The following is a 26,878-nucleotide window of genomic DNA, read 5'->3' as shown; positions in this document are numbered from 1 at the left end:
CCATTCATGTCCAGATTTTTCATTGACAGGCCCATCTTCGCGTGGGTGCTGGCCATCGTCATCATGCTGGCCGGTGCGTTGTCCATCAACACGCTGCCCATCCAGCAATACCCCAGCATCGCCCCGCCGCAGGTATCGGTGAACGCCACCTACCCGGGTGCATCGGCCAAGACCCTGGAAGACACCGTCACCCAGGTCATCGAACAGCAGATGAAGGGCATCGACGGCCTGACCTACATGTCGTCGACCTCGGACTCGGCCGGCAATGTGAGCATCACGCTCACCTTCAGCGCCGGCACCAACCCTGACATCGCCCAGGTGCAGGTGCAAAACAAGCTGCAAGCCGCCACGCCCCAGCTGCCCGAAGTGGTGCAGCGCCAGGGCGTGAAGGTGGTGAAGTCGACCATCAACTTCCTGATGGTGGTGGGCTTCGTGTCGAAAGACGGCAGCATGGACCAGACCGACCTGTCGGACTATGTGGCGGCCAATGTGGTCGACCCCTTGAGCCGCGTGGAGGGCGTGGGCGAAGTGGAGCTGTTTGGCGCACAGTACGCCATGCGGATCTGGCTGGACCCGAACAAGCTCAACCAGTACAGCCTGACCCCGGCTGATGTGAGCTCGGCCATCACCGCGCAGAACGCGCAGGTCTCGGCAGGCCAGATGGGCGCCGCCCCGGCGGTCAAGGGCACCCAGCTCAATGCCACGATCACGGCGCAAAGCCGCTTGAAGACAGCCGAGCAATTTGGTGCCGTGCTGCTGAAGACCCAGACCAACGGCGCCACGGTGCACCTGCGTGACGTGGCCCGTATCGAGCTCGGTGCAGAGAGCTATGCAACGGTGTCGCGCTACAACGGCAAGCCGGCATCGGGGGTCGCGATCAAGCTGGCTACCGGCGCCAATGCATTGAACACAGCCAAGGCCGTCGAACAGGAGCTCGCCGAGTTGCAGAAGTTCATGCCCAAGGGCATGACCTCCGTCATCCCCTACGACACCACGCCGTTTGTGGAAGTGTCGATCCACGAAGTGGTCAAGACCTTGATCGAAGCCGTGGTGCTGGTGTTCCTGGTGATGTACCTGTTCCTGCAGAACTTCCGTGCCACGTTGATCCCGACGATCGCGGTGCCGGTGGTGCTGCTCGGCACCTTTGGCGTGATGGCCGTGGCCGGCTTCTCGATCAACACGCTGACGATGTTCGGCCTGGTGCTGGCCATCGGCCTGCTGGTGGACGATGCCATCGTGGTGGTGGAAAACGTCGAGCGGGTGATGGGCGAAGAGGGCCTCTCACCCAAGGAAGCCACGCGCAAGTCGATGGGGCAGATCACGGGTGCGCTGGTGGGCATTGCCCTGGTGCTGTCGGCCGTGTTCGTGCCCATGGCCTTCTTCGGTGGGTCAACCGGTGTGATCTATCGCCAGTTCTCGATCACCATCGTGTCGGCCATGGCCCTGTCGGTGCTGGTCGCCATGGTGCTGACCCCAGCGCTGTGTGCCACCCTGCTCAAGCCGATTAAAAAAGGCCACCACGTCGGTGAGACCGGCTTCTTCGGCTGGTTCAACAAGCGCTTCGATCAGGCCACGAACGGCTACCAGGGCATCGTGGGCCGGATCTTGGCCAAACGCGGTCGCAACCTGGTGATCTACGCAGCCATCGTGGCCGTTATGGGCGTGCTGTTCGCGCGCCTGCCGACCTCTTTCCTGCCCGATGAAGACCAAGGCATCATCTTTGCGCAGATCCAGCTGCCAGCCGGCGCCACACAAGAGCGCACGCTGAAGGTGATCGAGCGCGTGGAAGACCACTTCCTGAAGGCCGAGAAGGACAACGTCGAATCGATCTTCTCGGTGGCAGGCTTCAGCTTCGCCGGTCAGGGCGAGAACATGGCCATCGGCTTTGTGAAGCTCAAGGACTGGAGCGAACGCAAGAGCCCTGCCCAGAGTGTGAAGGCCATAGCGGGCCGCGCCATGGGCACTTTCATGCAGTTCCGCGATGCGATGGCCTTTGCCTTCGCCCCGCCTGCCGTGATGGAGCTGGGCAACGCCACCGGTTTTGACCTGTATCTGCAAGACCGTGCCGGTCTGGGCCATGAGGCCCTGATGCAGGCCCGCAACCAGTTGCTGGGCATGGCTGCACAAAACCCCAACCTGTCAGGCGTGCGCCCCAATGGGCTGGAAGACTCGCCCCAGCTGCGTCTGGACGTGGACCAGGCCAAGGCAGGCGCCATGGGCGTGGCAGTGGCCGACGTCAACGACATGCTGTCTACCGCATGGGGCAGCTCCTACGTTGACGACTTCGTTGACCGTGGCCGCGTGAAGAAGGTCTATATGCAGGCCGATGCCATGTTCCGCATGACGCCGGAGAACCTGCCCAACTGGAAGGTGCGCAACAGCAGCGGCCAGATGGTGCCCTTCTCGGCCTTCGGCACCGCCAACTGGGAACTGGGTTCACCTCGCCTGGAACGCTACAACGGTCTGGGCGCGGTGGAAATCATGGGTGAACCTGCTCACGGCAAGAGCTCGGGGGTGGCCATGCAGGCGATTGAAGAGATCGCGGCCAAGCTGCCCGCAGGCATCGGCGTGTCCTGGACTGGCCTGTCCTACCAGGAGCGCCTCTCGGGTTCGCAAGCGCCAGCGCTCTACGCCATCTCACTGCTGGTGGTGTTCCTCTGCCTGGCTGCGCTGTACGAGAGCTGGTCCATCCCGTTTGCGGTGATGCTGGTGGTGCCTCTGGGCGTGATCGGTGCCCTGCTCGCAGCCAGCCTGCGCGGCCTGTCGAACGACGTCTACTTCCAGGTAGGCCTGCTGACCACCATTGGTCTGTCTGCCAAGAACGCCATCCTGATCGTGGAGTTTGCGAAGGCTGAAATGGAACATGGCCAGGAACTGATCCAGGCCACCCTGACCGCCGTGCGCATGCGTCTGCGCCCCATCCTGATGACCTCACTGGCATTTGCCCTGGGCGTGCTGCCCCTGGCGATGGCCAATGGCGCCGGCTCGGGCAGCCAGAACGCCATCGGTACTGGTGTGCTGGGCGGCATGATTTCGGCGACGGTGCTGGGCATCTTCTTCGTGCCGCTGTTCTTCGTGGTGGTGCGCAAGGTCTTCCCTGGCCACCCTGCCACCACCGCACCGGACACCCAGGCACCCGCACACGAAGGACAGTGACATGAAAGCATTCACCCCTACCCTGCTGGCCATGGGCGCAGCCCTGGCCTTGAGTGGCTGCGGCACCCTGGCCCCCACCTATGAGCGCCCGGCCTCACCGGTTGCAGCCGACTGGGCCCCGGTGGGCTCGGACACGGTTGCGTCCGGTTCGGGCACCTCGTCAACCGCTGCGGCCGATCTGGGCTGGCGCGCGTTTTTCGCCGATGCACGATTGCAGAAACTGATCGAGCAGGCGCTGGCCAACAACCGCGACCTGCGTGTGGCTGCACTCAATGTTGAAAAGGCACAGGCCCAGTACCGCGTGCAACGCGCAGACTTGTTCCCCAGCGTCAACGCGGCAGGCGGGCTGACTGCCCAGCGGCTGCCCGCCGATGTGGCCGGCACCTCGCAGCCCATCATCTCTCGGCAGTACACCGCCACACTGGGTGTGAGCTCGTATGAGCTGGACCTGTTTGGCCGCGTGCGCAGCCTGAAAGACGCCGCGCTCGCCACCTACCTGAGCACCGATGAAGCACGGCGCAGCACCCAGATCAGCCTGATTGCCCAGGTGGCCGAGGCCTATGCCACACTCGCCGCTGACCGTGAACGACTCGCCCTGGCCCAGGAAACCCTCAACAGCCAGCGTGAAACCTTGCACCTGACCGAGCGCCGACATGCACTGGGCGTGTCGTCTGCGCTCGATCTGAACCAGGTGCAAAGCACGGTGGAGTCGGCCCGCGCCGACGTGGCCAGCTACACCAGCCAGGTGGCCCAGGATGTGAACACCCTGACACTGCTGGTGGGTGCGCCACTGGACGCCAACCAGACCGCCACGAGCGACACCCAACTGGCGCTCACGATCACGAACGATCTGCCAGTTGGCTTGCCCTCCGAGGTGCTGCTGAAGCGCCCGGATGTGCAGGAAGCCGAGCGCAGTCTGCAATCAGCCAATGCCAACATCGGTGCCGCGCGCGCCGCGTTCTTCCCGAGCATCACCCTGACGGCCAGCGCAGGCGGCTCCAGCACCTCGCTGAACAACCTGTTCCAGGGTGGACAAGGCTACTGGAGCTTCGTGCCCCAGATCACCCTGCCCATTTTCGATGCAGGCCGCAACAGCGCGAACCTGAAGGTGGCCGAGGTCAACCGCGATATCGCCCTGGCGCAGTATGACAAGGCCATCCAGTCGGCCTTCAAGGACGTGTCGGACGCCTTGGCTCAACGCGCGACCATCGCCGAGCAGGTCGCTGCCAAGGATGCCCTGGTGCGCGCAAACGAGTCCTCATTCCGGCTCAGCCAGGCGCGCTACCAGAAGGGCGTGGATGGCTACCTGAGTGCGCTCGACTCTCAGCGCTCGCTCTACTCGGCCCAGCAAGGGCTGATCACGGCCCGACTCAGCCAGCAGGTCAACCGCATCACCCTGTACAAGGTGCTGGGTGGAGGCGTGTCCGAGCAAAGCCCTGCCCGCTAAGAGAAAAAGCCCCAAGCGACGAATCACTTGGGGCTTTGTCTGGCGGAGAGGGAGGGATTCGAACCCTCGGTACGGGGAAACCGTACGCCTGATTTCGAGTCAGGTACATTCGACCACTCTGCCACCTCTCCTGAACCGGGGCTTGCTGTGGTCACAGCAACCAGCTGAATGCTGGAAAGCTCAGCAGTATATCAGCAATTTCAGAGCTTGATGAACTCCTGGCCGCCCATGTACGGGCGCAGCGCGGCCGGGATGCGGATCGAGCCGTCGGCCTGCTGGTGGTTTTCAAGCACAGCCACCATGGCACGACCCACAGCCAGACCGGAACCATTGAGGGTGTGCACCAACTCGTTCTTGCCCTGGGCGTTGCGGAAACGCGCCTGCATGCGGCGGGCCTGGAAGGCTTCGCAGTTCGAGCAGGAGCTGATCTCGCGGTAGGTGTTCTGCGCAGGCAGCCACACTTCCAGGTCATAGGTCTTGGACGAACCGAAACCCATGTCGCCCGTGCACAGGCTCACCACACGGTAGGGCAGTTCCAGCTTTTGCAGGATGGCTTCGGCGTGGCCCACCATCTCTTCCAGTGCGGCATAGCTTTGCTCAGGCGTGGTGACCTGCACCATTTCCACCTTGTCGAACTGGTGCTGACGGATCATGCCGCGGGTATCGCGGCCTGCGCTGCCCGCTTCGGAGCGGAAGCAGGGGCTGTGGGCCGTGAGCTTGATGGGCAGTTGGTCCAGCGGCACGATGGTGTCGGCCACGGTATTGGTCAGCGTCACTTCCGAGGTCGGGATCAGGTACCACTTCTCGCCTTCGACATCGTGGTCACCCGAGGTGACGTGAAAGAGGTCTTGCTCGAACTTGGGCAACTGACCCGTGCCCTGCAGCGCCGCTGCATGCACCAGGTAAGGCGTGTAGCACTCGGTGTAGCCGTGCTCCTGCGTCTGGGTGTCGAGCATGAACTGCGCGAGCGCGCGGTGCAGGCGGGCGATGGAGCCCTTCAGGAAGGTGAAACGCGAACCCGACAGCTTGGCGCCGGTTTCGAAATCCAGCCCCAGTGGCGACCCCAGATCAACGTGGTCCTTCACCTCGAAGGCATAGGTCTGGGGCGTGCCCCAGCGGCGCACTTCGACGTTGCCAGATTCGTCCGAGCCCACCGGCACGCTCTCGTGCGGCAGATTGGGCACAGCCAGCAGCAGGGCCGACAGCTCGGTCTGGATGACATCAAGGCGCTCGGCGCTAGCCTTGAGCTCGTCGCCAATACCAGCCACCTGGGCCATCACGGCCGAGGTGTCTTCGCCCTTGCCCTTGAGCATGCCGATCTGCTTGGACAGGCTGTTGCGCTGAGACTGGAGCTCTTCCGTGCGGGTCTGGATGCGCTTGCGCTCGGCCTCCAGTTCGCGGAAACGGGCATCGTCCAGATAGGGCTGCGGGTTCTTGCGCAGGGCCAGACGTGCCAGGACAGCGTCGAGGTCTTTGCGCAGCAGAGAGATGTCAAGCATGGTGAGGGTCTGAAAAAACGAAACAGTTGAACTGAGCCGAGTGCCGATCAGGAACCGGCTCGGTCAGCGGGCAAAGGGCGGTCCAGCCCGGTGCCACCCAGGCCTTTGGGCAAGGGGAATCGCACCGATTCTTCCACACCTTGCATGCGGCGCACCGAGGTGGCCCCCAAAGCCTTGAGGCGGCTGATGACCTGCTGGACCAGCACATCGGGCGCAGATGCACCCGCTGTCAGGCCGACACGCGGACGCTGGTCGAGCCAGATTTCCTGCAGGTCTTCAGGGCAGTCGACCATGTAGGCCGGTGTGCCCAGCCGCTCAGCCAGTTCACGCAGGCGGTTGCTGTTGGAGCTGGTGGGGCTGCCCACCACGATCACCACATCGACCTGCGGGGCCATGAACTTCACGGCATCCTGACGGTTTTGCGTGGCGTAGCAGATGTCTTGCTGCTTGGGCTCGCGGATGTGCGGGAAACGGGCCTTGATGGCGGCCAGGATGCCGGCTGCATCGTCCACAGACAGGGTGGTCTGCGTGACCACAGCGAGCTTCTCGGGGTTGGCCACCTGAACCTGAGCGACGTCGTCCACATCTTCGACCAGGTAAATGCCTTCCGAGACCTGGCCCATGGTGCCCTCCACCTCAGGGTGGCCCTTGTGACCGATCATGAGGAACTCATAGCCCTCGCGCCGCAACTTGGCCACCTCGATGTGCACCTTGGTGACCAGAGGGCAGGTGGCGTCGAACACCCGAAAGCCGCGCTCGTCGGCTTCCTGGCGCACGGCCTGACTCACCCCGTGGGCACTGAACACCAGCGTCGCGCCCGCCGGCACCTCGGCCAGGTCTTCAATGAAGATGGCGCCTTTGGACTTGAGGTCGTTCACCACATAGGTGTTGTGAACGATTTCGTGGCGCACATGGATGGGGGCGCCATATTGCGCCAGCGCCCGCTCGACGATTTCGATGGCGCGGTCCACGCCGGCGCAAAAGCCGCGCGGCTCGGCCAGCAGGACCTCGTGTACCTGAGGGTTGGTCACGGTCGTCATGCCTGGATCACAGCACGCCGATCAGCTGCACTTCGAAGTGCACGGGCTGGCCGGCCAGGGGGTGGTTGAAGTCAAACAGCGCCCAGTCTTCGCCTTGCGGGCCCAGTTCGCGCAGGATGCCGGCAAACGTGCCCTGGCCATCCGGCGTGGGGAACTGGACGATGTCGCCCACATCCCAGGTTTCATTGAGGTCACCCAGCTTGCGCAGCAGCGACAAGGCCACACGCTGCACCAGCTCGGGGTTGCGCGGGCCAAAGGCCTCGCCCGCCGCCAGCTCGATGGTGGTGCGGGTGCCTTCGGGCAGCCCCAGGAGGTGCGCCTCCAGCGCCGGGGACAGCGCACCCGTGCCCAAGGTAAGGGTGGCAGGCTTTTCGATGAAGGTGTTGACGATGTCAGCGCCATCCGGACCGGCCAGACGGTAGTGCATGGTCAGGAACGCACCAGGCTGCACGGTGGGGGTGGAATCGGTACTCATGGGTGATAGCGCGAGCGCGGGACGATCAGTAAAGTTCTCTATTCTAGGTTTTTGCCTGGGAAATCAAAAACAGAGAGGATCAATGCATGAAGGATTTGCCCGTGGCCTTGCGGCCGCGAGAGAAGCTGATGGCCATGGGCCCACAGGCGCTGGCCGATGCCGAGTTGCTGGCCTTGCTGCTGCGAACAGGCCTGCAAGGGCTGGGGGTATTGCAGCTGGCGGAAAAGGTGCTGACTGAATTGGGGGGCCTGGCGGGCCTGCTGCACGCCCAGCCCGCGCAGCTGCAAGCCATCCGGGGCCTGGGCCCGGCCAAGCGTTCCGAGCTGATCGCCGTGATGGAGCTCGCCCGCCGCGCCCTGAACCGGACCCTGAGCGAACAACCCGTTTTCAACTCACCGCAAGCGGTCAAAGACTATCTGCGCATGAACATCGGCGCCCTGCCCCATGAGGTGTTTGCCGTGCTGTTCCTCGATGCACAACAAAAGCTGATTGCCTGCGAGGAGATGTTCAGGGGCAGCCTCACGCAAACCAGCGTCTACCCTAGAGAGGTGGTGAAGCGCGCCCTGGCGCTGAATGCCGCCAGCGTGATCCTGGCGCACAACCACCCTTCCGGCGTGCTGGAGCCCTCGCGCGCCGACGAGCTGCTGACCCAGACACTCAAGAGCAGCCTGCAACTGATAGACGTGCGCGTACTCGATCACTTGGTGGTGAGTACCGGGGGCGCCTTGTCGTTCGCTGAACGCGGCCTGTTGTAAGGAGCACCCTCAGTTTGTTGTAGGCTTGCGCTCGTGAGCCAAGCCAAGCCGACCCACACCACGCTGCACGACTTCGCCGATCTCAAGCGGGCTTTGAAAAAAGCCTCGCGAGAGGCTGCGGCGCAGGCCGCCCGTGAGCGCGAAGAGCGCCTCAAGCGGGAAGAAGCGGAACGGGCCGCGCAGCAGGAGCGCGAGCTGTTCAAGCAGGTGGTCGGTGCCGTCCACACCCTGCCGTCGACCGGCCGCGTGGTGGTGTCCCGCCCTCGCCCTGCCCCCTTGCCGCGCTCGCGCGAGCAGGACGAGGCCATGGCGCTGCAGGAGTCTCTCTCTGACGAGTTCGATGTGGACAGCCTGCTCGAAACCGATGCGGCGCTGGCCTGGCGACGCCCTGGCATTGGGCCGGATGTGCTGCGCAAGCTGCGCCGCGGCGTGTGGACGCTGCAGGCACAGATTGACCTGCACGGCGCCCGCACCGACGAAGCCCGCGAGATGCTGGGCAACTTCACGCGCGAGGCTCAGCTGAAGGGGTGGCGCTGCGTGCGTGTGGTGCACGGCAAAGGCCTGGGCTCGCCAGGTCGGCAGCCGGTGCTGCGCGACAAGGTGCGGCGCTGGCTGGTGCAAAGTGACCGGGTTCTGGCCTTTGTGCAGGCCCGTGCCGACGAAGGGGGGGCAGGCGCCCTCGTGGTGCTGCTCGCCCCACTCACGCGCGGCAAACCGGGCGCTTAAACGCCCTGGTTGCGCATCCAGTCGGCGGTCTGGAAGAAGGATTGCTCCAGCCGGCGCCCCAGTTCCGGGTCGATGCCTTCATCGGCCATCGCCTGGAACATGCAGGCCAGCCACTGATCACGCTCCAGGATGCCAATCGTGAAAGGCATGTGCCGAGCACGCAGGCGCGGGTGACCGAATCGCTCGATGTAGTGATTGGGGCCACCCAGCCAGCCACTGAGGAACCAGTACAGCTTGTCGCGGGCATCGTCCAGTGTGGTGCCATGGATGGCCCGCAACTCCTTGAACGCCGGCTCCAGATCCATCAGGTCATAGAAACGATCGACCAGGGCGCGCACTTTGGCGTCCCCCCCGATCAATTCATAGGCGGTGACGGACTCTTCTTCCGGCAAATCAGACATGGCAGGGACAACTCAGCGGTTCAGCAATTTCGTGGCGATTTGTACCACGCCTTGCGCCGCCGGGCTGCCGGGCAGCAGCTCCATCAGGAGTTGACGTTTCTGCACAGCCTGACGCACAGAGGGATCGGAAGGGATGTCGCCCAGAAAAGCCAGCTTGGGCGGATGGCTGTTGGGGCCCTGCACGAAGCGGTCGACCACCTGCTGCAGTTGATGGCAGATGGTGCGACCGTCACCGGAGCGCCCCACCTGGTTGACCACCAGATGCAGGCTTTCACGAGATTGCTGCGACGACAGCACCTTGATGGTGGCGTAGGCGTCGGTCATGGAGGTGGGCTCGGGCGTGGCCACGACCACCACCTCATGGGCCAGCGACACGGCATACAGCACCACGTCGGAGATGCCGGCACCGGTGTCGATGATGAGCACGTCAAAACGGGGAGACACCGCCTCGATGATGCGCTGCAACTGGTCACGCACTTCCGGGGTCAGGCGGGAGTATTCCACCAGACCGGAACCAGCCAGCAGCACGGAAAAACCGCCTGGCGCCGGCAGGATGGCCTCCTCCAGCTGGGCCTTGCCCGTGAACACGTCATGCAGGGTGATCTTGGGATACAGGTTGAGCACGACGTCCAGATTGGCCAGACCCAGGTCGGCATCCAGAACGAGCACCTTCAGGCCCTGGCGGGTCAGGGCCGCAGCCAGGTTGGCGCTGACGAAGGTCTTGCCCACACCGCCTTTGCCGCTGGTGATGGCCAAGGTTCTGGCGAGGCGTGTCGGTGCGCCCGACGCCTGGGGCGTCGTCGAAACGTTGGTCGAATCAGGGGTGGACATGGACACCATCATTACGGGTTATTCGGCACAAAGGCATCGGGACCTGAGTCGGAACCGAGATCGGATTGCATGAGCGAGGCAAACAGCAGGCCCTTTTCTTCCGCACTGACCACGGTCAGCGGCGGCATTTCCAGACAGGTGCGGTTACGCCCCTCTGACTTGGCCCGGTAAAGCTGTTGATCAGCGCGCTCACTCCAGAGGGTGGCAGACGACCGCACCCATTGGGGTGCAAACGCCCCGCCGATGCTGATCGTGATGGACAGTTGCTGCCCGCCAATGACGGCCACCGGCCGCGCCGCTACCTTCTGGCGGATGCGTTCGGCCACGGTCTGCCCGAAAGCAGGCGGGCAATTGGGCAGGATGATGGCGAACTCTTCCCCACCGATACGCGCCACGGTATCCATGGGCCGGACGCAATCCAGCAAGGTATCGGCCACCGCTTTGATGACGATGTCTCCCGTGGCATGGCCGTAGGTGTCGTTCACACTCTTGAAGTGGTCGATATCGACCACCAGCAGCAAGGCGGGCTCGCCAATGCGCGCGACGCGGTCGACTTCACGGCTGATGGCCACTTCAAACTGGCGACGGTTGGCCAGACCGGTCAGGGCATCGCGGCTGGACACCTCGCACAGGCCATCCAGAATGGCTTGCAGCCAGGCTTGCGAGCCCAGCTCCAGCTCCGGCGGCAGAAGCCACCCGGCCTGATACAGCAGGTTGAGAGCCGGATCAACGCGCAAGCCGGAGGCAAAACTTCCTGCAGGCATGACGGTAGGAACAGGTTCGATGGAAATAGGAGACTCCGGACGGGCAAGAGATCCGAAATCAAGTCTAGCAGCGCCATCCGAACCAAAGGCGGGAATAAGGCTGCTTTCAGGCGCGATCTTGAGTCGTTGCAGCGCAGCGCCCACAGGCATCCTCAAGTTCATGTCCTGTTTGACGATATCAATGAGGCCCCTGCCTCCACATTTCTTACGAGTACGCCGATGTCGGATTCCATGAGCCTGGTTTCAGATCGCGAGTTCTCCTTCAATGCGAAGGATTTCGCCCGCGTGCGCGCCCTGATCTACCAGCGCGCCGGCATCAGCCTGCACGAAGGCAAGCAGGCCATGGTGTACAGCCGCCTGTCACGCCGCCTGCGTGACACCGGCCACCAGTCGTTCGAAAGCTACCTGCAGTGGCTGGAAAACGCTCAGGGCGCCCAGGCCCAGCAGGAGTGGCAGGAGTTCATCAACTGCCTGACCACCAACCTGACCTCGTTTTTCCGGGAAGAGCACCACTTCCACACCCTGGCCGAATGGCTCAAGGCACGTGGCAGCCAGAGCACCCGCATCTGGTGTTGTGCAGCCTCCACCGGGGAAGAACCCTACTCCCTGGCCATGACCGTGGCCGAAACACTGGGCCTGCACGCCCCGGTCAAGATCCTGTGCAGCGACATCGACACCAATGTGCTGACCACAGCTTCTCGTGGCGTCTACGACGCTGGGTCGCGCGGCTTGAACCCCCAGCGCCTGCGGCAGTTCTTCCTCAAGGGCAAGGGCAACAATGAAGGCCAGATCCGGGTCAAGCCCGAACTGGCGCGCTTTGTCGAGTTCCGGCCGTTCAACCTCATGCAGGAGCAGTGGTCGCTGGGTGACCCCTTCGACATCGTGTTCTGCCGCAACGTGATGATCTATTTCGATGGCCCAACCCAGCGCAAGGTGCTGGAACGCATCCATCGCGTCATGAAACCCAAGGGTCTGCTGTTTGTAGGCCATTCAGAAAACTTCACCGAGTCGCGTGACCTCTTCCACTTGCGTGGCAAGACGGTCTATGACAGGGTGTGATCAGGCCGGAAAAAAGGGAACCTCCTATGATGAGCAGCAACCCCAGCATCACGCGCGCCGGCATGAGCCAGCCGATGGCCGGCATGGCCGCCGTGGGCTCGATGGCCGCAGACATGGCTGCCCGCAAAGACCGGCTGGCTCGACTGAAGGCCCGTGTGCCCAAGCCACACGAGGCGTCCTTCTTCTTCTACGACGCCCACTTCCAGTCCGAAGCGGTCAAGATCCTGCCGGGTGAATACTTCGTGTTCAACGAAGACGTGCTGATCATGACCACGCTGGGCTCCTGCATCGCGGTGTGCCTGTGGGACCGTCAGGCCAAGATTGGCGGCATGAACCACTTCATGTTGCCCGACAACGGCGGTGGCGCCAGCGATTCCGGCCGCTATGGCTCGTTCGCCATGGAACTGCTGATCAACGAGATGCTGAAAATGGGGGCATCGCGCATGACGCTGGAAGCCAAGGTGTTCGGCGGTGGGGCCGTCATCAGCGGCATGAGCAGCATCAATGTGGGCGAGCGCAACACCCAATTCGTGATGGAGTACCTGAAAACGGAACGTATTCCGGTGGTATCCAAAGACGTGCTGGAGATCTATCCGCGCAAGGTATGCTTTTTCCCCAAGAGCGGGAAAGCCATGGTCAAGCGACTGGCCCCGAGCAATCCCGAAGCCATCGTGGCGCAGGAACGTGCTGCGGCCCAGAAGGCGGCCGTGCCGGCCACCACGGGCGGCTCGATCGATCTTTTCTGACCACGGAGAACAACAATGGCCAAGACACGTGTGGTCGTGGTGGACGACTCGGCGCTGGTGCGCAGCCTGCTGACGGAAATCATCAACCGTCAGCCCGACATGGAGTGTGTGGGCGCGGCTTCGGACCCCTATGTCGCGCGGGAAATGATCCGCAACCTCAACCCCGACGTCATCACCCTGGATGTGGAAATGCCCCGCATGGATGGCATCGATTTCCTGTCCAAGCTGATGCGCCTGCGACCCATGCCGGTCGTGATGGTGTCGACCCTGACCGAGCGCGGTGCCGACGTCACGCTGAAAGCACTGGAGCTGGGCGCCATCGATTTCGTCGCCAAGCCCAAGATCGGGGTGGCCGACGGCCTGCGCCAGCTGCAGGATGACATCACCGACAAGATCCGCATTGCCTCCAAGGCCCGCATCAGCCGGCACCTGAACCCGCCGCCAGCCGCTGCCAGCGCAGGCAGCCCAGCACCGGCTGCAGCCGCCCCCCGCACGACGCTGTCGAGCATCGGCCGGTTATCTACCGAAAAGATCATTTTCATTGGCGCCTCGACCGGTGGCACCGAAGCCACCAAGGAAGTGCTGATGACCTTGCCGGCCGATTGTCCGGCCGTGGTCATCACCCAGCACATGCCGCCGGGCTTCACCCGCAACTATGCGAACCGCCTCAATGGCCTGTGCAAGATCAGCGTGAAGGAAGCCAGCGACGGCGAGCGGATCCTGCCCGGCCACGCCTACATTGCACCGGGCGGCCTGCATCTGAGCGTCGAGCGCTCGGGCGCCAACTACATTGCCCGCGTACAGGATGGCGACCCGGTCAACCGCCACAAGCCCAGCGTGGAAGTGCTGTTCAAATCGGCGGCCCGCGTGGTGGGCCCCAATGCCCTGGGCATCATGCTGACCGGCATGGGCGCAGACGGCGCCAAGGCCATGCGCGAGATGCGTGATGCAGGCGCTTACTGCGTGGCCCAGGACGAAGCCACCTGCGTGGTGTTCGGGATGCCCCGCGAGGCCATCAACGCCGGCGCCGTCAACGAGGTGCTGCCGCTGGGCAAGATTGCCCAGCACATGCTGGACCACCTGCGCACCACGGCTGGTCCGGCACTGAGCCGCGTCTGATCCACACGGGGCAGCAGCAGGCTGTCCCGGTGCTCATGGACGGCCGATGAAGATGAAGGCCGTCGCGCCCACCTGCGGGCTGTACATCAAACCGCTGTAGACCGGCCCGAGGGCCGTATCTGCGCCCAGGTAGAGGCTGCTGCCGGTACGCAAATTGCCGGCCCCCATGTCCTTCGGGCGCTCCCAGGCATTACCGGCCTCAAGGCTGGCGCCGACCACCAGACCGCGGGTCAAAGGCAGCTCGCTCACCCGCATCTGGTAGCCCAGACGCAGCAAAGCCACCTGGTTGCCACTCACCTGGAAGGGCTCATAGCCGGAGAGTTGCTGGAAGCCGCCCAGGCCATAGCGCGGCGTGTTCGCCTGCGCACCATAGGACAAGCCCACCCGCGCAAAGGCCGTCAAGGTATGCGGACCCCAGGTATCTGCGACCTGGAACTGGCCCTCGAAGTGACGCAGACTGCCCTCATCCGTGACGGCTGCGTCGGTGCGCCCCTGCATCCAGTTGGCCTCCAGGCGCCAGCCATGGTTGGGAAAGTTGGCGTGATCCAGCTGATCGAACACCGCCGCAACCCGCCAGCCACGCTCGACCCAGCTCACGGCACTGGACGGGCCGGAGTAGCTGGCAGACGACAGGTCCAGGTCATCCCGCCAACGCTCCTGGATCAGGCCAAAGCGGAACTCGCCATATTCGCGCCAGGTAAGGCCCAGATCCAGCCCCAGAGTGCGTCGCAGGCGGTCAATCTGGGCTGACTGTGAGCCCTCAGGGTCGTTGTAGAGCGCCAGCTTGGAGCTGTAGGCGCTGCCCGAAGCGGAAAAGAAGCTGCGCAAGCCATCAGGCAGGGTCCAGTCCAGCGGGCGATACCATTCGCCCCCCAGCGATGTGGCCGAGCCCAGCTTCAGGAAGCTGCGCCATTCGCTGCCATGGCTGTCGAGCCAATGGGTGTTGTGGGCCAGTTTCAGGTTGAACAGGCTGTTGCCATGGCTGTCGGCACTGAAATCGAGGCCGACCTGCAGGTAGTTAGGGCCCCAGGGCTTGTCCTCCAGATCGAACACGATGCCATCATCTTCGCCAGGGGTGTGCTCCAGATGGAAGTCCGTGCGCAGGTAGTCGCCCGTGGCAGCCAGGCGTGTGAGGTCGCGCTCGGCCTTGTCCAGATCGAAGGGTTCCCCTGCTTTGGTTTCCAGGATGTCGGCCCGGCTTTCCGGCTTGGTCAAGGTGGTGCCCTGAAACTCGACAAAAGCCAGACGCGGCGCATCCAGCGGCTCCTGCTGGCGGCTGGCCTGCCAGCGTGCGTACGCTGCATCACTGACCTTCAGGTCCTGCATGCGCAGCACCAGGGCTTCAGCCTGGATTTCACCCAGGTTCATGAAATCGTCCGCCCGATCGAAGTCGGCCGACGTCAGGTCATTGAGCTTGGGCGCTATCAGCACATCATCCGGATGCAGACTCGCCAGACTGCGGCGCACATTCTGCTCGGTGAGGATGTTGATCATCTGACCGGTCACGCCAGTCAGAGAATTGAGTGACTCCCGGCCCGACAAAGGCGTACCGATGTTGACCACAATGAGCCGGTCTGCGCCCATGGCACGCGCCACGTCAACAGGCAGGTTGTTGACCAGCCCACCATCCCCCAGAATGCGGCCATCGACCTCGACAGGCGCAAACACGCCCGGCACTGACATGCTGGAGCGCATGGCCGTGGCCAGATCGCCGTCTTTCAAAATCATGGCCTCGCCGGTTTCCATGTCAGTCGCCACGGCACGAAACGGGGTGGGCAACTCGTCAAAGCTGCGCACCTTGCGGGCGCGCAGTGTCAGCCGACGCAGATGGGCCTCCAGCATGCGGCTGGACAAGGCCCCAATGGGTGCCTTGATACCACCACTGCCAACACCCAGCTCAATCAGCGGAGACACGTCGACATCCTGCTCCTTGCGGCGTTGAGACAACTGGCGGCGGTCCACCCGCGACGCGAAGGCGTTGTCCCAGTCCATGTCGGCCACGGCCTTTTCAATCTCGGCAGCAGACATGCCACTGGCGTAGAGCCCCCCCACGATGGCGCCCATGGAGGTGCCGGCGATCACATCAACGGGAATGTGCTCCCGTTCGAGCACCTTGAGCACCCCGATGTGAGCCAGGCCACGCGCGCCGCCGCCGGACAGCACCAGGCCGATGCGGGGGCGGTGTTGCAGCGTATCGGCAGATGCAGGGGCCGCCACATGAGACTTCACTGCAGCATCAAGCGGCACATCAACCGTAGCCCGAGCCGGCCATGAGGCGGCCAGCAGACAGGCACAGGCAGCCAAACACCTGCCCCGGGGCCAGGCTCGCTGGATACGGATGGGGGTATACCGTTGGAGATTCGCCATGGGCAGATTGTGCAAGGTCAAACAGCTTCTTTCGGCCCCGTCACCGCGGCTGGATTTTTGATGTGGATCAGTACTCGTACGGTCTCAAAGGCGTCAGATAGCGGCTACCAACTGATGACGAACGAGGATTGGAGACCCAAATGCATGCATGGAATGACTTTCTTTCGACAGACTATGGCCTGATGAGCGCTGCCGTGATCGTGTTCATGCTCATCATGATGGTCTATATCGGGTTTTACGTGGCCAAGCATGTCAAGGAATCGGCCATGAAACATGACGCAGAAGTGCAAAAAGGCATCCGTCAATCCTGATGGATTGACTTTGCAGAAACCAGAGACAGGTAGCGAATTAAAAAGGCCTCCCAGTGGGAGGCCTCTTTTTTTGAGCATCGACTGCTCAGGTGACAGGCACGACTCACGCCGTGCCTGCGGCTGGCATCACATGCCCATGCCGCCCATGCCACCCATGCCGCCCATGTCAGGCATACCGGCTGCAGGTGCGTCGTCCTTGGGGGCTTCGGCAACCATGCACTCGGTGGTCAGCATCAGCGAAGCCACGGAGGCGGCGTTCTGCAGAGCCGTACGGGTCACCTTGGTCGGATCCAGGATGCCCATTTCGATCATGTCACCGTAGGTGTCGTTGGCAGCGTTGAAGCCGTAGTTGCCCGAACCACCCAGCACAGCGTTGACCACCACGGAAGCTTCGCCACCGGCGTTGCCCACGATTTCGCGCAGAGGCGCTTCGATGGCCTTCAGCACCAGCTTGATGCCGGCGTCCTGATCGTGGTTGTCACCCTTCAGTTCGCCCACAGCTTGCTTGGCACGCAGCAGCGCCACGCCACCGCCAGGCACCACGCCTTCTTCCACTGCAGCGCGGGTAGCGTGCAGGGCGTCTTCGACGCGAGCCTTCTTTTCCTTCATTTCGACTTCGGTGGCAGCGCCCACCTTGATCACGGCCACACCGCCAGCCAGCTTGGCCACGCGTTCTTGCATCTTTTCACGATCGTAGTCGCTGGTGGCTTCTTCGATCTGGATGCGGATTTGCTTGACGCGGGCTTCGATGTCACCAGCAGCACCAGCACCGTCGATGATGGTGGTGTTTTCCTTGGCCACTTCGACGCGCTTGGCTTGGCCCAGGTCGGCCAGGGTCACCTTGTCGAGAGCCATGCCGACTTCTTCAGCGATGACCTTGCCACCGGTCAGGATGGCGATGTCTTCCAGCATGGCCTTGCGGCGGTCGCCGAAGCCAGGGGCCTTCACAGCCACAACCTTCAGGATGCCGCGGATGGTGTTGACCACCAGGGTAGCCAGGGCTTCGCCATCGACTTCTTCAGCGATGATCAGCAGCGGACGGCCAGCCTTGGCAACTTGCTCCAGGGTGGGCAGCAGGTCACGGATGTTGCTGATCTTCTTGTCGTAGAGCAGCACGAAGGGGTTGTCGAGGATGGCGGCCTGCTTCTCAGGGTTGTTGATAAAGTAGGGCGACAGGTAGCCGCGGTCGAACTGCATGCCTTCGACGACTTCCAGCTCGTTGTTCAGCGACTTGCCGTCTTCAACGGTGATCACGCCTTCCTTGCCGACCTTGTCCATGGCTTCGGCGATGATGCCGCCGACATCAGCGTCAGAGTTGGCAGAGATGGTGCCGACTTGAGCGATTTCCTTGGAGGTGGTGGTGGGCTTGCTGATCTTCTTCAGTTCGGCAACCAGGGCAGCCACGGCCTTGTCGATGCCGCGCTTCAGGTCCATCGGGTTCATGCCGGCGGCCACGTACTTCATGCCTTCGCGCACAACGGCCTGAGCCAGCACGGTGGCGGTGGTGGTGCCGTCGCCAGCGTTGTCAGAGGTCTTGGAAGCCACTTCCTTGACCATCTGGGCGCCCATGTTCATGAGCTTGTCCTTGAGCTCGATTTCCTTGGCCACGGACACACCGTCCTTGGTCACGGTGGGGGCGCCGAAAGAGCGCTCGAGCACCACGTTACGGCCCTTGGGGCCCAGGGTCACCTTGACGGCGTTGGCCAGGATGTTCACGCCTTCAACCATGCGAGCGCGGGCGTCCGCGCCAAAGACCACGTCTTTTGCTGCCATGAGAATTTCTCCGAAATACTTGTAGGTAAGGGGGTGTCAGGTTCGCGGGTCGATTACTTTTCGACGACGGCGAACAGGTCTTCTTCGCGCATGACCAGCAGCTCTTCGCCGTCGACCTTCACGGTCTGGCCAGAGTACTTGCCGAACAGGACGCGGTCACCCACCGTGACGTTCAGGGCCACAAACTCACCCTTGTCGTTGCGCTTGCCAGGACCGACGGCCAGCACTTCGCCTTGGTCAGGCTTCTCGGCTGCGTTGTCCGGGATGATGATGCCCAGAGCGGTCTTGGTTTCGTTTTCCAGGCGCTTGACGATCACGCGATCGTGCAAAGGACGAAGTTTCATTGTTTCTCCTGTCACTGAAGACATCGGTTTGACGTAATCTGCCATGCGAGCATGCGCTCACATGACATGAATTGAACAGCCAACTCAAGCTGACACCCGGCGCTGTTAGCACTCGGGTGCAGTGAGTGCTAAAACCCATTATAGGGATGACTCGAGAAGTTTCAAGAGCCCTTTTTTTCGGTCAGCGGTGCTGGAAGCTGGCCGGACGCTTGTCCAGGAAGGCCTGCATGCCTTCGCGCTGATCGGCCGTGCCAAACAGTGAATGGAAGAGATGACGTTCGTATGTCACCCCGTCCGACAAGCCGGTTTCGAAGGCGCGATTGACCGCTTCCTTGGCCATCATGATGCTGGGTTGACCCATGCTGCAGATGACGGTCGCCGCGCCCAGGGCTTCTTCCAGCAGCTTGTCGGCGGGCACCACGCGCGACACCAGACCGCTGCGCTCGGCCTCGGCCGCATCCATCATGCGGGCGGTCAGCACCATGTCCATGGCCTTGGCCTTGCCAATGGCGCGCGGCAGGCGCTGCGTACCGCCGGCACCGGGCATCACACCCAGCTTGATCTCCGGCTGACCGAACTTGGCGGTGTCGGCCGCGATGATGAAGTCGCACATCATGGCCAGCTCGCAACCACCGCCCAGGGCAAAGCCCGACACCGCCGCGATGACAGGCTTGCGCACGCGCCGGATGGTTTCCCAGTTGCGGGTGATGAACTGGTCCTTGTAGGCGTCGATGAAGTCCAGTTGCGCCATGGCCGTGATGTCGGCACCTGCGGCGAAAGCCTTCTGGCTACCGGTGATGACCATGCAGCCAATGGCGGCGTCCTGATCAAAAGCCATCAGCGCCGCACCGAGTTCGTTCATCAACTGGTCGTTCAGGGCATTGAGCGCCTTGGGGCGGTTCAAGGTGATGAGGCCCGTCTTCAATGGGCCGTCGCCCTGCACGTCGGTCAGGATCGTTTCGTAGCTCATGGTGCTTCCTTCAGTCTTGAATGAGTGGGAACCTGTGAACAGGTGCTCGTCCGAGGGTAATACGGGACGTGCGTCTTTTTACGCAGACGCCTATCATGGCGCGAATAAGCATGCGGCCTGTCTGCGACAGGATTCCGACAAGGGGGGGAGAATGGCTTCGCGGTCTCCTGCAGTACTCAAGCGGTTCTACCCAGCGCTGGTATGGGCCGTCGGTGGTGTTCTGATCCTCGTCACAGCCTTCATCGGTTTCATGCTGATGCAAAGCCGCGAGCGCTATCACGCCAATGCGGAAGAAACCACGCGCAACCTGGCACTGGCCACCGAAAGCTTTCTGCACGCCCATTTCGAGGAAGTGGAGCTGGCCCTGAAGCAGGCCGACAAGGAATTCCGACGTGAGCACGACAGCGGCCAATTCAGCCGGGAACGGTTTTCGGATTACCTCATCGGCTTGAAAGAGCGCATTCCGAACGCCCGTGCTATTCGAGGCGCCGATCAGGATGGCTGGGTGATCTTCGGCGAAGACATCGATCTGACTCACAAGCAGAGCCTGAAGATCCGCGAATTCTTCGATCGAGCCCGCAAAGAGCACGCCCTGATCTTTGGCGTCCCGGTTCGCTCGCGCATCACAGGCGAATGGGTGTTTCCCATCGTCTACCCGCTGACGCTGAGCAATGGCCAGTTTGGTGGCGTGGCCTATGTGCTGATCAACAACGAGCGCATCACCGATGTCTTCCGGTCCTACAACCTGGGGCAAAACGGGGTGGTGACGCTGTTCGACTCGCAACGTCGGGTGCTGCTGCGCTACCCGGAGCAGCCGGGCGGGCCGCGTGACGACACGCAGCACCCACCGACCCTGAATTCCCAGTACACCGTAGATGCGCTGTCGGCGGGCAAGACATCGGCCAGCTACCGCACGTTCAGCTCGATCGATGGGCTGCACCGCATGCTGAGTTTTCAGAAGATAGGCCAGTACCCCATCTATGTCATCCTCGGGGTGGACAGCGACGAGTATCTGGCCGGCTGGGACAAAGAAGTCCTGGTGGCCAGTCTCTTCCTGATGGTGCTGTATGGCAGCACCCTGAGCCTGCTGATGATCGTGCGCCAAACCTGGCGCCAGCAAGCCCACACGGTGGCCGAACTGACCGAGTCGGATTCCCGCATGCGGCTGCTCACGGAAGGGTTGCCGCAAATGGTCTGGATGGCCGACAACCATGGTCGATTGAGCATGGTCAGCCACCACTGGGCAGAGTTCACGGGCATTCCGGCCTCGTCGCTGATGGCCACCGGACACTGGCTGCAGGCAGTCCACCCCGAAGATCAGCAAGTGGTTCGCTCCACCTGGCAACAGGCCGTCGAGGAGCGCCGGGAGTGGCGACAAATTTGCCGACTGCGTCAGCACGATGGCAGCTGGCGGGTGTTTGATCATCAGGCCCTCCCGCAGCGAGACCATGCCGGCCAGCCACTGTGCTGGGTGGGCAGCAGCACCGACATCACGGCCACCCAGGAAGCCCATGATGCGCTGCTGTCTGCCAAGGAACAGGCGCTGCAGGCAGGTCAGGCCAAGTCGGCGTTCCTGGCCAACATGAGCCATGAGATCCGCACACCGATGAATGCCATCATCGGCATGCTGCAACTGCTCAGGCAGACCGAACTCACCACCCGCCAGGGCGACTATGTCGACAAGAGCCAGTCCGCGGCCAAGGCACTGTTGAGCATCCTCAATGACATCCTGGATTACTCGAAAGTCGAGGCCGGCAAGCTCACCCTGGACCCGCATCGCTTCAGCCTGGACCGTCTGCTACGCGACGTCGGCGTGATCCTCTCGGCCAACCTGGGCGCCAAGGACATCGAGGTGCTCTACCGTGTCGAGCCTGGCACCCCCATGTGGCTTGAAGGTGACGCCCTGCGTCTGCAGCAGGTTTTGCTCAACCTCGCCGGCAATGCCATCAAGTTCACAGAAAGCGGCGAGGTCGAGCTCAGCATCACCCCCCTGCATCGACGGGGCAACCGGGTGTCGCTGCGCTTCACGGTCAGAGACACCGGCATCGGCATCGACGCCGCACAACGCCAACGCATCTTCGAAGGGTTTTCTCAGGCGGAAGCGTCCACCAGCAGGCGTTTTGGCGGAACCGGTCTGGGCCTGGCCATCAGCCAGCGGCTGGTGCGCATGATGGGCGGCGAACTGCAACTGGACAGCGAGCCCGGACAGGGCAGCCGCTTCTGGTTCACCATCGAACTACCCGAAGCCGACAGCAACCAGCAAAACCGGATACGGCCGCAACCAGCGACGAAGGGGTCAAGGATGTCGAGCGTCAGATCACCATGGGTCACCCCTATGACGTCATCTTTGTCGATGGCCGCATGCCTGATCGCGATGGCTGGCAGACCGCCGAGCGCATCCGCAATCTGCAGGCCGAACAGCGCTCACCCCTGATCATCATGGTGACGGCCTATGGCCGCGAAATGCTGGCGCGGCGGCAGCTGGAAGACCCCAAGCTGCTCGACGCCGTGCTGATCAAACCCGTGACGCCCGGCATGCTGCTCGACGCTGTCACCCTGCCTGACAAGCCGGCCTCCGAGCAGGCTTACCAGCCCCCGGAACGAAGAGAGACCCGCCTCACCGGTGCCCATGTGCTGCTCGTGGAGGACAACCCGACCAACCAGCAGGTCGCACGGGAGCTCCTCGCGCTGGAAGGTGCCACGGTGGTGGTGGCCGACAGCGGGCAAGCTGCCATTGATGCCCTGCAGCATGAGCGCGACCACGGCAGCACCGATTTCGACCTGGTGCTGATGGACATCCAGATGCCCGACATGGATGGCCATGAGGCTACCCGCCGCATTCGGCAGGATCTGGGCATGACCGACCTGCCCATCATTGCCATGACCGCCAACGCGCTGCCCAGTGATCGGGAAGCCGCACTGCAGGCAGGCTTGAATGACCACATCGGCAAGCCCTTTGATCTGGACCAGTTGGTGGAAGTCATCCGCCAGCATGTTCAGCTGGACAGCCCCGGGTGCGACCCTGCCGTTGTGCTCGACACCAATGGCGCATTGAAGCGCCTGGGTGGCTTCCAGAGCATCTACGCTCGCACCTTGCGCCATTACGGTGAGGACGTGCAGGCCACCCTGGCCCAGTGGGGCGAGATCACCCAGTCAGCTGAACTGCCGCGCAAGTTGCACACCATCAAGGGCATGGCTGCCACCGTTGGGGCCATGCAGGTGGTCGAGCTGGCTGCCGGACTGGAGTCCAGCAGCCAGGAGCAGCCAGGACAGCAGAGCCCAGCTCACCAGCTTGAATCCTTGCGTCGCGCCCTGGCCGTGTCCATGGAAGCCGCACTTCGTCATGCAGCGGCGCTTGAAGACCGGTCACCCCAGAGCGCCTACACTGGATAAACACAACACCCAAGCCACGCCCGCTTATGCCCCAAAAGGAAGTGATGGCCCGGTTGCGGGCCTGGCTCACAGAACACGCCGGCGGTGATGTCACCTGCATAGAGACCCACATCTCATGGGTCCTGCTGACCGCCGACCGCGCCTACAAGGTCCACAGGGCCGTCAACCTGGGCTTTGTCGATTTCACGTCGCTGGCCTTTCGCCTTCAGGACACGCTGGCCGAGTACCAGCTCAACCGCCGCTCGGCCCCCGATCTGTACCTGGGGGTATGGGCCTTGCGCTCGGAAGGTCTGGGCATCACCCTGGCCAAGGTCGACCCGCAAGCCCCACCGGTACCCGGCAAGAACGACATCGAGTACGTGCTCGAAATGCGGCGCTTCGACCCAGGGCAGCGTTTCGACGAGCTGCTGTCTCACGGCCAGCTCACCCCCGCCCTGATCGATGCGCTCGCCGATGCCCTGGTGGGCTTCCACCAGCGATGCGAGGTGGTACGCGACCCCGAGCTCACCAACGTCGCAGACCTGCAGCAGGGCATTGCCGACAATGTCAAGGCCGTGCTCGACATGAGCACCGAGTCGACCGAGCGGGCCGTGCTGCAGCAGCATCAGAAGTGGCTCACAGTGCAGTCTTCACGCTGGCAGACCCGCATGGCCCAGCGCGTGGAAGCAGGGCTGCTGCGCGATGCCCACGGGGATCTGCATCTGCAGAACATCTGCTGCTTTCAGGGTCAGGTCACCCTCTTTGATTGCCTTGAGTTCAGCCCCCGCCTGCGCTGCATCGACCTGATGAACGACCTGGGCTTTCTGATCATGGACCTGCAGGCGCGAGAAGCACCCAGGCTGGCCTGGCGCCTGCTCAACCGCTACCTGGAGCAGACCGGCGATTACGCCGGAGTGGCCTTGTTGCGCTATTTCATGGCCTACCGGGCCATGGTCCGCATCAAGGTGGCCCTGCTGTCACCCAACCACGCGCACACAGCCTATCTGCGGCTGGTCAGGTGCCTCATGCAGACGCCCATGCGCGCCCTGATCATCACCCACGGCCTGTCTGGCAGCGGCAAGACCACGGTGACGCATGGTCTGGTCGAGACGCTGGGCGCAATTCGCCTGCGCTCGGATGTAGAGCGCCAGCGCCTGTTTGGCCGCCAATCAGCCGGGCGCTCGCAACGCTATACCCCGGAGACCACCGAGCAGATCTACACCCACCTGGCCAACCAGGCCAAGGACCTGCTGGTGTCGGGCCACATCGTGGTGGTGGATGCCACCTTCCTGAGCCGCAGCCAGCGTGATCGCTTCCGGGCCGTGGCGCGTTGCTGCGAAGTGCCTTTCGTGATCCTGCACTGCCAGGCCGACAACGCCATCCTGCACGACCGCGTGGAAGCACGGGTGCAGGCCGGGCACGATGCATCCGAGGCGGATACGGCCGTGCTGGACGCCCAACTGCGCCATGATGAGCCGCTTGGTGCCGACGAAATGGCCGATGCCATCACGCTGCAGACGGCACAGCCACGCGAGACCTGGTACCAGCCGGCAACCTGGCAACCCTTGCTGAGCCACCTGGGGCTGAGCGAACGTGCCCTGCCCCTGATGTGCTGAACCGCTGGCTCAGCGGCCAGCCATCACCTTGCTCATTTCCTGCTGCGACTGCTGCAGGCCAGCCTTGGGCACGATCTCGCCTTCGCGCTGGGCGATCTCTGCAAAACGGGCCGCCACCTGCTCGGGGGCATCCGGCCCATTGCCGATCAGCACCCCGTTGGTCAGGGTGATGTGCGATGCCGCGAAAACACCTGCACCGGCGCACAAGATGGCCCGGGTCGGGGCCTCGTCACTGGCCAAGTACAGCAGGCCCGGCGTCACGCTTTCCGGCGTCAGCAACTCCAGTACCTGCGGCGGCATGATGTCGGACGTCATGCGGGTAGCGGCCGTCGGTGCCAGGCAGTTCACCCGCACGTTGTACTTCTCACCTTCAAGGGCCAGGGTCTGCATCAGCCCTACCAGGGCCATCTTGGCTGCGCCATAGTTGGCCTGGCCAAAATTGCCGAAGAGGCCCGAGGACGAGGTCGTGAAGACGATGCGGCCAAAGCCTTGCGACTTCATGATTTCCCAGACCGCCTTGGTGCCGTAGACCGCGCCCATGAGGTGCACATCGACCAGCAGGCGGAAGTCGTCAAGCTCCATCTTCGAGAAGCTCTTGTCACGCAGGATGCCGGCGTTGTTGACCAGGATGTCGACACGCCCCCACTCCGTCATGGCCTGGTCAACCATGGCCTGCACGGCCACCGGGTCGGTCACCGACCCCCCGTTGGCGATGGCCTGCCCGCCTGCGGCGCGGATCTCGGCGACCACAGCCTCGGCTGCCGCGCTGCTGCCACCAGAGCCATCACGGGCTGCGCCCAGGTCATTGACCAGCACCTTGGCGCCGCGCGCCGCCAGTTGCAGCGCGTGGCAGCGGCCCAGGCCACCACCGGCGCCGGTGACGATGGCCACGCGGCCGTCAAAACGAAGGGGGGCAGAAGAGGTGTTGCTCATGGCTAAAACAGACAAGATTGATTTTCAAAATATTAGCAGCCATGACGGCCCCTGGGGCTCACCCGGCTCAGGACATACCCGCATTCTGTCGTCCAGCCTTCCCTGCTGTCGTGACACAGCGTGCACAAACCCACCACGCATTTCTAGAGTGCAGTCTCCACCAGAACAGCTCAGGAGACCCGCATGGACCCCAAGCAGCCTCAGAACGCACCCGCCGGACCGCAAGACATCGTGCCCCGCGAGAAGCTCGATTTCCAGATCGACGAACACACCCCGCGCTTCTGGTTTGGTGGGGATCCGTTCAAGACACGCCTGTTCGACGGCATGCAGGCGGCCTTTCCGGATGGTGAGCGCTATTTCATCAGCAGCGTGCGGGTCTACCGGGCGCAGATCACCGATCGCAAGCTGGCTGAAGACGTCAAGAACTTCATCCGCCAGGAAGGCCAGCACGGCATCGCCCACACGCACTACAACGATCTGCTGCGCAAGCAGGGTCTCGAGATCGACCTGATCCTCGACGAGGCCCGCACCCTGTTTGCCAATTACACCCGCCGGTTTTCTGCGGGCTACAACCTGGCCATGACCGCGGCATTCGAGCACTTCACCGCCATGATGGCGCAGATGCTGTTTGAAAAGCAGGACGTGATGGCCGACGCCGATGAGCACATGCGTGCCCTGTGGGCGTGGCATGCCATCGAGGAAATGGAACACAAGGCCGTGGCCTTCGACGTGATGCAGCAAATCGCCCAGGTCGGCTACTTCACCCGTTGCCTGGCCATGAGCCACGCGCTCTACAAGGTGACAGTCGACAGCCTGCGCATGACCAACATCCTGCTGCGCGGCGATGGCTTCAGCCGCCCTCGGCGGGCCTGGATGATCTTCAAGGGCCTGGGCTACCTCTATGGGCCACGGGGCATTTTCTCGCGCAACACCGGCAAGCTGCTGTCCTATTACAAACCTGGCTTCCATCCCTGGCAGCATGAGGTCATCCACAGCTATGGGGTGTGGGTGCAAACCTTCCAGCAGACCGGCGACCCCATGCGTGCAGGCAACGCCCTGTACCAGGCCGCCCACTGACTTACGCCAGCAGGTTTCCCCGCCACTGTGTCACGGTGGCGGGGTACACCCCTCTTGCGGTGCGCTTCATGGCACCTCATGATGACCGGACACGACC

23 protein-coding genes and 1 tRNA gene are annotated in these 26,878 nt (G+C 63.0%); 12 read left to right on the top strand and 12 right to left on the bottom strand.

Annotated elements, in window-relative coordinates; all coding sequences use genetic code 11:
* The first annotated feature begins 6 nt into the window (after positions 1 to 6).
* Together ACE3PH_RS12915 and ACE3PH_RS12910 are read left to right on the top strand one after the other, a co-directional pair.
* The gene (locus tag ACE3PH_RS12915) at positions 7 to 3,156 is read left to right on the top strand and encodes an efflux RND transporter permease subunit (protein WP_374319609.1); all 3,150 of its coding nucleotides are present in this window, start codon (positions 7 to 9) and stop codon (positions 3,154 to 3,156) included.
* 1 nt (position 3,157) lies between these two features.
* Positions 3,158 to 4,603 carry an efflux transporter outer membrane subunit gene (locus ACE3PH_RS12910; RefSeq protein WP_374319607.1) on the top strand — a complete coding sequence of 482 codons (1,446 nt, stop codon included), beginning with the start codon at positions 3,158 to 3,160 and terminating at the stop codon, positions 4,601 to 4,603.
* A 40-nt stretch (positions 4,604 to 4,643) separates the two neighbouring features.
* Here the strand turns inward: ACE3PH_RS12910 and ACE3PH_RS12905 are convergent.
* The 4 genes from ACE3PH_RS12905 to ACE3PH_RS12890 form a co-directional block, all read right to left on the bottom strand.
* A tRNA-Ser gene (locus ACE3PH_RS12905) sits at positions 4,644 to 4,734 on the bottom strand.
* 69 nt (positions 4,735 to 4,803) lie between these two features.
* Positions 4,804 to 6,102 carry a serine--tRNA ligase gene (gene serS / locus ACE3PH_RS12900; protein WP_374319605.1) on the bottom strand — a complete coding sequence of 433 codons (1,299 nt, stop codon included), beginning with the start codon at positions 6,100 to 6,102 and terminating at the stop codon, positions 4,804 to 4,806.
* 47 nt (positions 6,103 to 6,149) lie between these two features.
* On the bottom strand, positions 6,150 to 7,142 hold the full coding sequence (gene ispH, locus ACE3PH_RS12895) for a 4-hydroxy-3-methylbut-2-enyl diphosphate reductase (RefSeq protein ID WP_374319603.1): 993 nt from the start codon (positions 7,140 to 7,142) through the stop codon (positions 6,150 to 6,152).
* A 7-nt stretch (positions 7,143 to 7,149) separates the two neighbouring features.
* Positions 7,150 to 7,617 (bottom strand): peptidylprolyl isomerase, encoded by a 468-nt coding sequence (locus tag ACE3PH_RS12890; RefSeq protein ID WP_374319601.1) that lies wholly within the window; start codon positions 7,615 to 7,617, stop codon positions 7,150 to 7,152.
* A gap of 86 nt (positions 7,618 to 7,703) precedes the next feature.
* Between ACE3PH_RS12890 and radC the strand changes: the two genes are divergently transcribed.
* Both radC and ACE3PH_RS12880 read left to right on the top strand, forming a co-directional pair.
* Complete coding sequence (gene radC, locus ACE3PH_RS12885) at positions 7,704 to 8,372, top strand: DNA repair protein RadC (protein WP_374319599.1); 669 nt, start codon at positions 7,704 to 7,706, stop codon at positions 8,370 to 8,372.
* A 33-nt stretch (positions 8,373 to 8,405) separates the two neighbouring features.
* Positions 8,406 to 9,098 (top strand): Smr/MutS family protein, encoded by a 693-nt coding sequence (locus ACE3PH_RS12880; RefSeq protein ID WP_374319597.1) that lies wholly within the window; start codon positions 8,406 to 8,408, stop codon positions 9,096 to 9,098.
* Here the strand turns inward: ACE3PH_RS12880 and ACE3PH_RS12875 are convergent.
* Genes ACE3PH_RS12875 through ACE3PH_RS12865 form a run of 3 tightly spaced genes read right to left on the bottom strand, consistent with a single transcriptional unit; the run spans position 9,095 to position 11,256 of the window.
* Entirely contained in the window at positions 9,095 to 9,499 is a 405-nt protein-coding gene (locus ACE3PH_RS12875) for a group II truncated hemoglobin (protein ID WP_374319595.1), read from the bottom strand. The two genes, ACE3PH_RS12880 and ACE3PH_RS12875, sit on opposite strands and share 4 nt — an antisense overlap.
* 12 nt (positions 9,500 to 9,511) lie before the next feature.
* A complete protein-coding gene (locus tag ACE3PH_RS12870; protein ID WP_374319593.1) occupies positions 9,512 to 10,330 on the bottom strand; it encodes a MinD/ParA family protein in 819 nt (272 codons plus the stop codon).
* 11 nt (positions 10,331 to 10,341) lie between these two features.
* Positions 10,342 to 11,256, bottom strand: coding sequence for a GGDEF domain-containing protein (locus ACE3PH_RS12865; RefSeq protein WP_374319591.1), 915 nt, complete (start codon positions 11,254 to 11,256; stop codon positions 10,342 to 10,344).
* Between the two features lie 57 nt (positions 11,257 to 11,313).
* Here ACE3PH_RS12865 and ACE3PH_RS12860 point away from each other — a divergent pair, with 57 nt between their 5' ends.
* The 3 genes from ACE3PH_RS12860 (at position 11,314) to ACE3PH_RS12850 (ending at position 14,018) form a co-directional block, all read left to right on the top strand.
* Positions 11,314 to 12,153, top strand: a complete 840-nt coding sequence (locus tag ACE3PH_RS12860) for a CheR family methyltransferase (RefSeq protein WP_374319589.1) — start codon at positions 11,314 to 11,316, stop codon at positions 12,151 to 12,153.
* 74 nt (positions 12,154 to 12,227) lie between these two features.
* Complete coding sequence (cheD, locus tag ACE3PH_RS12855) at positions 12,228 to 12,899, top strand: chemoreceptor glutamine deamidase CheD (RefSeq protein WP_374319682.1); 672 nt, start codon at positions 12,228 to 12,230, stop codon at positions 12,897 to 12,899.
* A gap of 15 nt (positions 12,900 to 12,914) precedes the next feature.
* The gene (locus ACE3PH_RS12850; RefSeq protein WP_374319587.1) at positions 12,915 to 14,018 is read left to right on the top strand and encodes a chemotaxis response regulator protein-glutamate methylesterase; all 1,104 of its coding nucleotides are present in this window, start codon (positions 12,915 to 12,917) and stop codon (positions 14,016 to 14,018) included.
* A 33-nt stretch (positions 14,019 to 14,051) separates the two neighbouring features.
* On the opposite strand, the gene ACE3PH_RS12845 is transcribed toward ACE3PH_RS12850, so the two are convergent.
* The gene (locus ACE3PH_RS12845; RefSeq protein WP_374319585.1) at positions 14,052 to 16,247 is read right to left on the bottom strand and encodes a patatin-like phospholipase family protein; all 2,196 of its coding nucleotides are present in this window, start codon (positions 16,245 to 16,247) and stop codon (positions 14,052 to 14,054) included.
* A gap of 278 nt (positions 16,248 to 16,525) precedes the next feature.
* Here ACE3PH_RS12845 and ACE3PH_RS12840 point away from each other — a divergent pair, with 278 nt between their 5' ends.
* Positions 16,526 to 16,696, top strand: coding sequence for a DUF3149 domain-containing protein (locus tag ACE3PH_RS12840; protein WP_374319583.1), 171 nt, complete (start codon positions 16,526 to 16,528; stop codon positions 16,694 to 16,696).
* A gap of 126 nt (positions 16,697 to 16,822) precedes the next feature.
* Here the strand turns inward: ACE3PH_RS12840 and groL are convergent, their stop codons facing one another.
* The 3 genes from groL to ACE3PH_RS12825 all read right to left on the bottom strand — a co-directional run bounded on the left by groL (position 16,823) and on the right by ACE3PH_RS12825 (position 19,783).
* Complete coding sequence (groL, locus tag ACE3PH_RS12835) at positions 16,823 to 18,469, bottom strand: chaperonin GroEL (RefSeq protein WP_374319581.1); 1,647 nt, start codon at positions 18,467 to 18,469, stop codon at positions 16,823 to 16,825.
* Between the two features lie 53 nt (positions 18,470 to 18,522).
* A complete protein-coding gene (locus ACE3PH_RS12830) occupies positions 18,523 to 18,813 on the bottom strand; it encodes a co-chaperone GroES (protein WP_374319579.1) in 291 nt (96 codons plus the stop codon).
* A 181-nt stretch (positions 18,814 to 18,994) separates the two neighbouring features.
* Complete coding sequence (locus ACE3PH_RS12825) at positions 18,995 to 19,783, bottom strand: enoyl-CoA hydratase (RefSeq protein WP_374319577.1); 789 nt, start codon at positions 19,781 to 19,783, stop codon at positions 18,995 to 18,997.
* Between the two features lie 151 nt (positions 19,784 to 19,934).
* On the opposite strand from ACE3PH_RS12825, the gene ACE3PH_RS12820 reads away from it, so the two are divergent.
* The 3 genes from ACE3PH_RS12820 to ACE3PH_RS12810 are packed head-to-tail and all read left to right on the top strand — an operon-like array spanning position 19,935 to position 24,771.
* Positions 19,935 to 22,217 (top strand): ATP-binding protein, encoded by a 2,283-nt coding sequence (locus tag ACE3PH_RS12820; RefSeq protein WP_374319575.1) that lies wholly within the window; start codon positions 19,935 to 19,937, stop codon positions 22,215 to 22,217.
* Positions 22,145 to 23,176 (top strand): response regulator, encoded by a 1,032-nt coding sequence (locus ACE3PH_RS12815; RefSeq protein WP_374319573.1) that lies wholly within the window; start codon positions 22,145 to 22,147, stop codon positions 23,174 to 23,176. Before ACE3PH_RS12820 ends, ACE3PH_RS12815 begins: the two co-directional genes overlap by 73 nt.
* 26 nt (positions 23,177 to 23,202) lie before the next feature.
* On the top strand, positions 23,203 to 24,771 hold the full coding sequence (locus ACE3PH_RS12810) for an AAA family ATPase (RefSeq protein ID WP_374319571.1): 1,569 nt from the start codon (positions 23,203 to 23,205) through the stop codon (positions 24,769 to 24,771).
* Between the two features lie 9 nt (positions 24,772 to 24,780).
* Here ACE3PH_RS12810 and ACE3PH_RS12805 read toward each other — a convergent pair whose 3' ends face one another.
* On the bottom strand, positions 24,781 to 25,704 hold the full coding sequence (locus tag ACE3PH_RS12805) for an SDR family NAD(P)-dependent oxidoreductase (protein ID WP_374319569.1): 924 nt from the start codon (positions 25,702 to 25,704) through the stop codon (positions 24,781 to 24,783).
* Positions 25,705 to 25,887: 183 nt separating this feature from the next.
* Between ACE3PH_RS12805 and ACE3PH_RS12800 the strand changes: the two genes are divergently transcribed.
* Positions 25,888 to 26,781 (top strand): metal-dependent hydrolase, encoded by an 894-nt coding sequence (locus ACE3PH_RS12800; protein WP_374319567.1) that lies wholly within the window; start codon positions 25,888 to 25,890, stop codon positions 26,779 to 26,781.
* Positions 26,782 to 26,878: the final 97 nt, after the last annotated feature.

The organism is Aquabacterium sp., from assembly GCF_041909175.1.
In the GTDB taxonomy this organism is placed as follows: domain Bacteria; phylum Pseudomonadota; class Gammaproteobacteria; order Burkholderiales; family Burkholderiaceae_C; genus Aquabacterium.
Note: the sequence above shows the minus strand (reverse complement) of the source record. Positions and strands in the feature narration are given on the sequence as shown.

What these genes read in the sequence shown, in the direction of transcription:
- ACE3PH_RS12915 (WP_374319609.1), top strand. Translation starts at nt 7, where the DNA reads ATGTCCAGATTTTTCATTGACAGGCCCATCTTCGCGTGGGTGCTGGCC.
- ACE3PH_RS12910 (WP_374319607.1), top strand. Translation starts at nt 3,158, where the DNA reads ATGAAAGCATTCACCCCTACCCTGCTGGCCATGGGCGCAGCCCTGGCC.
- serS (WP_374319605.1), bottom strand. Translation starts at nt 6,102, where the DNA reads ATGCTTGACATCTCTCTGCTGCGCAAAGACCTCGACGCTGTCCTGGCA.
- ispH (WP_374319603.1), bottom strand. Translation starts at nt 7,142, where the DNA reads ATGACGACCGTGACCAACCCTCAGGTACACGAGGTCCTGCTGGCCGAG.
- ACE3PH_RS12890 (WP_374319601.1), bottom strand. Translation starts at nt 7,617, where the DNA reads ATGAGTACCGATTCCACCCCCACCGTGCAGCCTGGTGCGTTCCTGACC.
- radC (WP_374319599.1), top strand. Translation starts at nt 7,704, where the DNA reads ATGAAGGATTTGCCCGTGGCCTTGCGGCCGCGAGAGAAGCTGATGGCC.
- ACE3PH_RS12875 (WP_374319595.1), bottom strand. Translation starts at nt 9,499, where the DNA reads ATGTCTGATTTGCCGGAAGAAGAGTCCGTCACCGCCTATGAATTGATC.
- ACE3PH_RS12870 (WP_374319593.1), bottom strand. Translation starts at nt 10,330, where the DNA reads ATGTCCACCCCTGATTCGACCAACGTTTCGACGACGCCCCAGGCGTCG.
- ACE3PH_RS12865 (WP_374319591.1), bottom strand. Translation starts at nt 11,256, where the DNA reads ATGAACTTGAGGATGCCTGTGGGCGCTGCGCTGCAACGACTCAAGATC.
- ACE3PH_RS12860 (WP_374319589.1), top strand. Translation starts at nt 11,314, where the DNA reads ATGTCGGATTCCATGAGCCTGGTTTCAGATCGCGAGTTCTCCTTCAAT.
- cheD (WP_374319682.1), top strand. Translation starts at nt 12,228, where the DNA reads ATGGCCGGCATGGCCGCCGTGGGCTCGATGGCCGCAGACATGGCTGCC.
- ACE3PH_RS12850 (WP_374319587.1), top strand. Translation starts at nt 12,915, where the DNA reads ATGGCCAAGACACGTGTGGTCGTGGTGGACGACTCGGCGCTGGTGCGC.
- ACE3PH_RS12840 (WP_374319583.1), top strand. Translation starts at nt 16,526, where the DNA reads ATGCATGCATGGAATGACTTTCTTTCGACAGACTATGGCCTGATGAGC.
- groL (WP_374319581.1), bottom strand. Translation starts at nt 18,469, where the DNA reads ATGGCAGCAAAAGACGTGGTCTTTGGCGCGGACGCCCGCGCTCGCATG.
- ACE3PH_RS12830 (WP_374319579.1), bottom strand. Translation starts at nt 18,813, where the DNA reads ATGAAACTTCGTCCTTTGCACGATCGCGTGATCGTCAAGCGCCTGGAA.
- ACE3PH_RS12825 (WP_374319577.1), bottom strand. Translation starts at nt 19,783, where the DNA reads ATGAGCTACGAAACGATCCTGACCGACGTGCAGGGCGACGGCCCATTG.
- ACE3PH_RS12820 (WP_374319575.1), top strand. Translation starts at nt 19,935, where the DNA reads ATGGCTTCGCGGTCTCCTGCAGTACTCAAGCGGTTCTACCCAGCGCTG.
- ACE3PH_RS12815 (WP_374319573.1), top strand. Translation starts at nt 22,145, where the DNA reads ATGCCTGATCGCGATGGCTGGCAGACCGCCGAGCGCATCCGCAATCTG.
- ACE3PH_RS12810 (WP_374319571.1), top strand. Translation starts at nt 23,203, where the DNA reads ATGCCCCAAAAGGAAGTGATGGCCCGGTTGCGGGCCTGGCTCACAGAA.
- ACE3PH_RS12805 (WP_374319569.1), bottom strand. Translation starts at nt 25,704, where the DNA reads ATGAGCAACACCTCTTCTGCCCCCCTTCGTTTTGACGGCCGCGTGGCC.
- ACE3PH_RS12800 (WP_374319567.1), top strand. Translation starts at nt 25,888, where the DNA reads ATGGACCCCAAGCAGCCTCAGAACGCACCCGCCGGACCGCAAGACATC.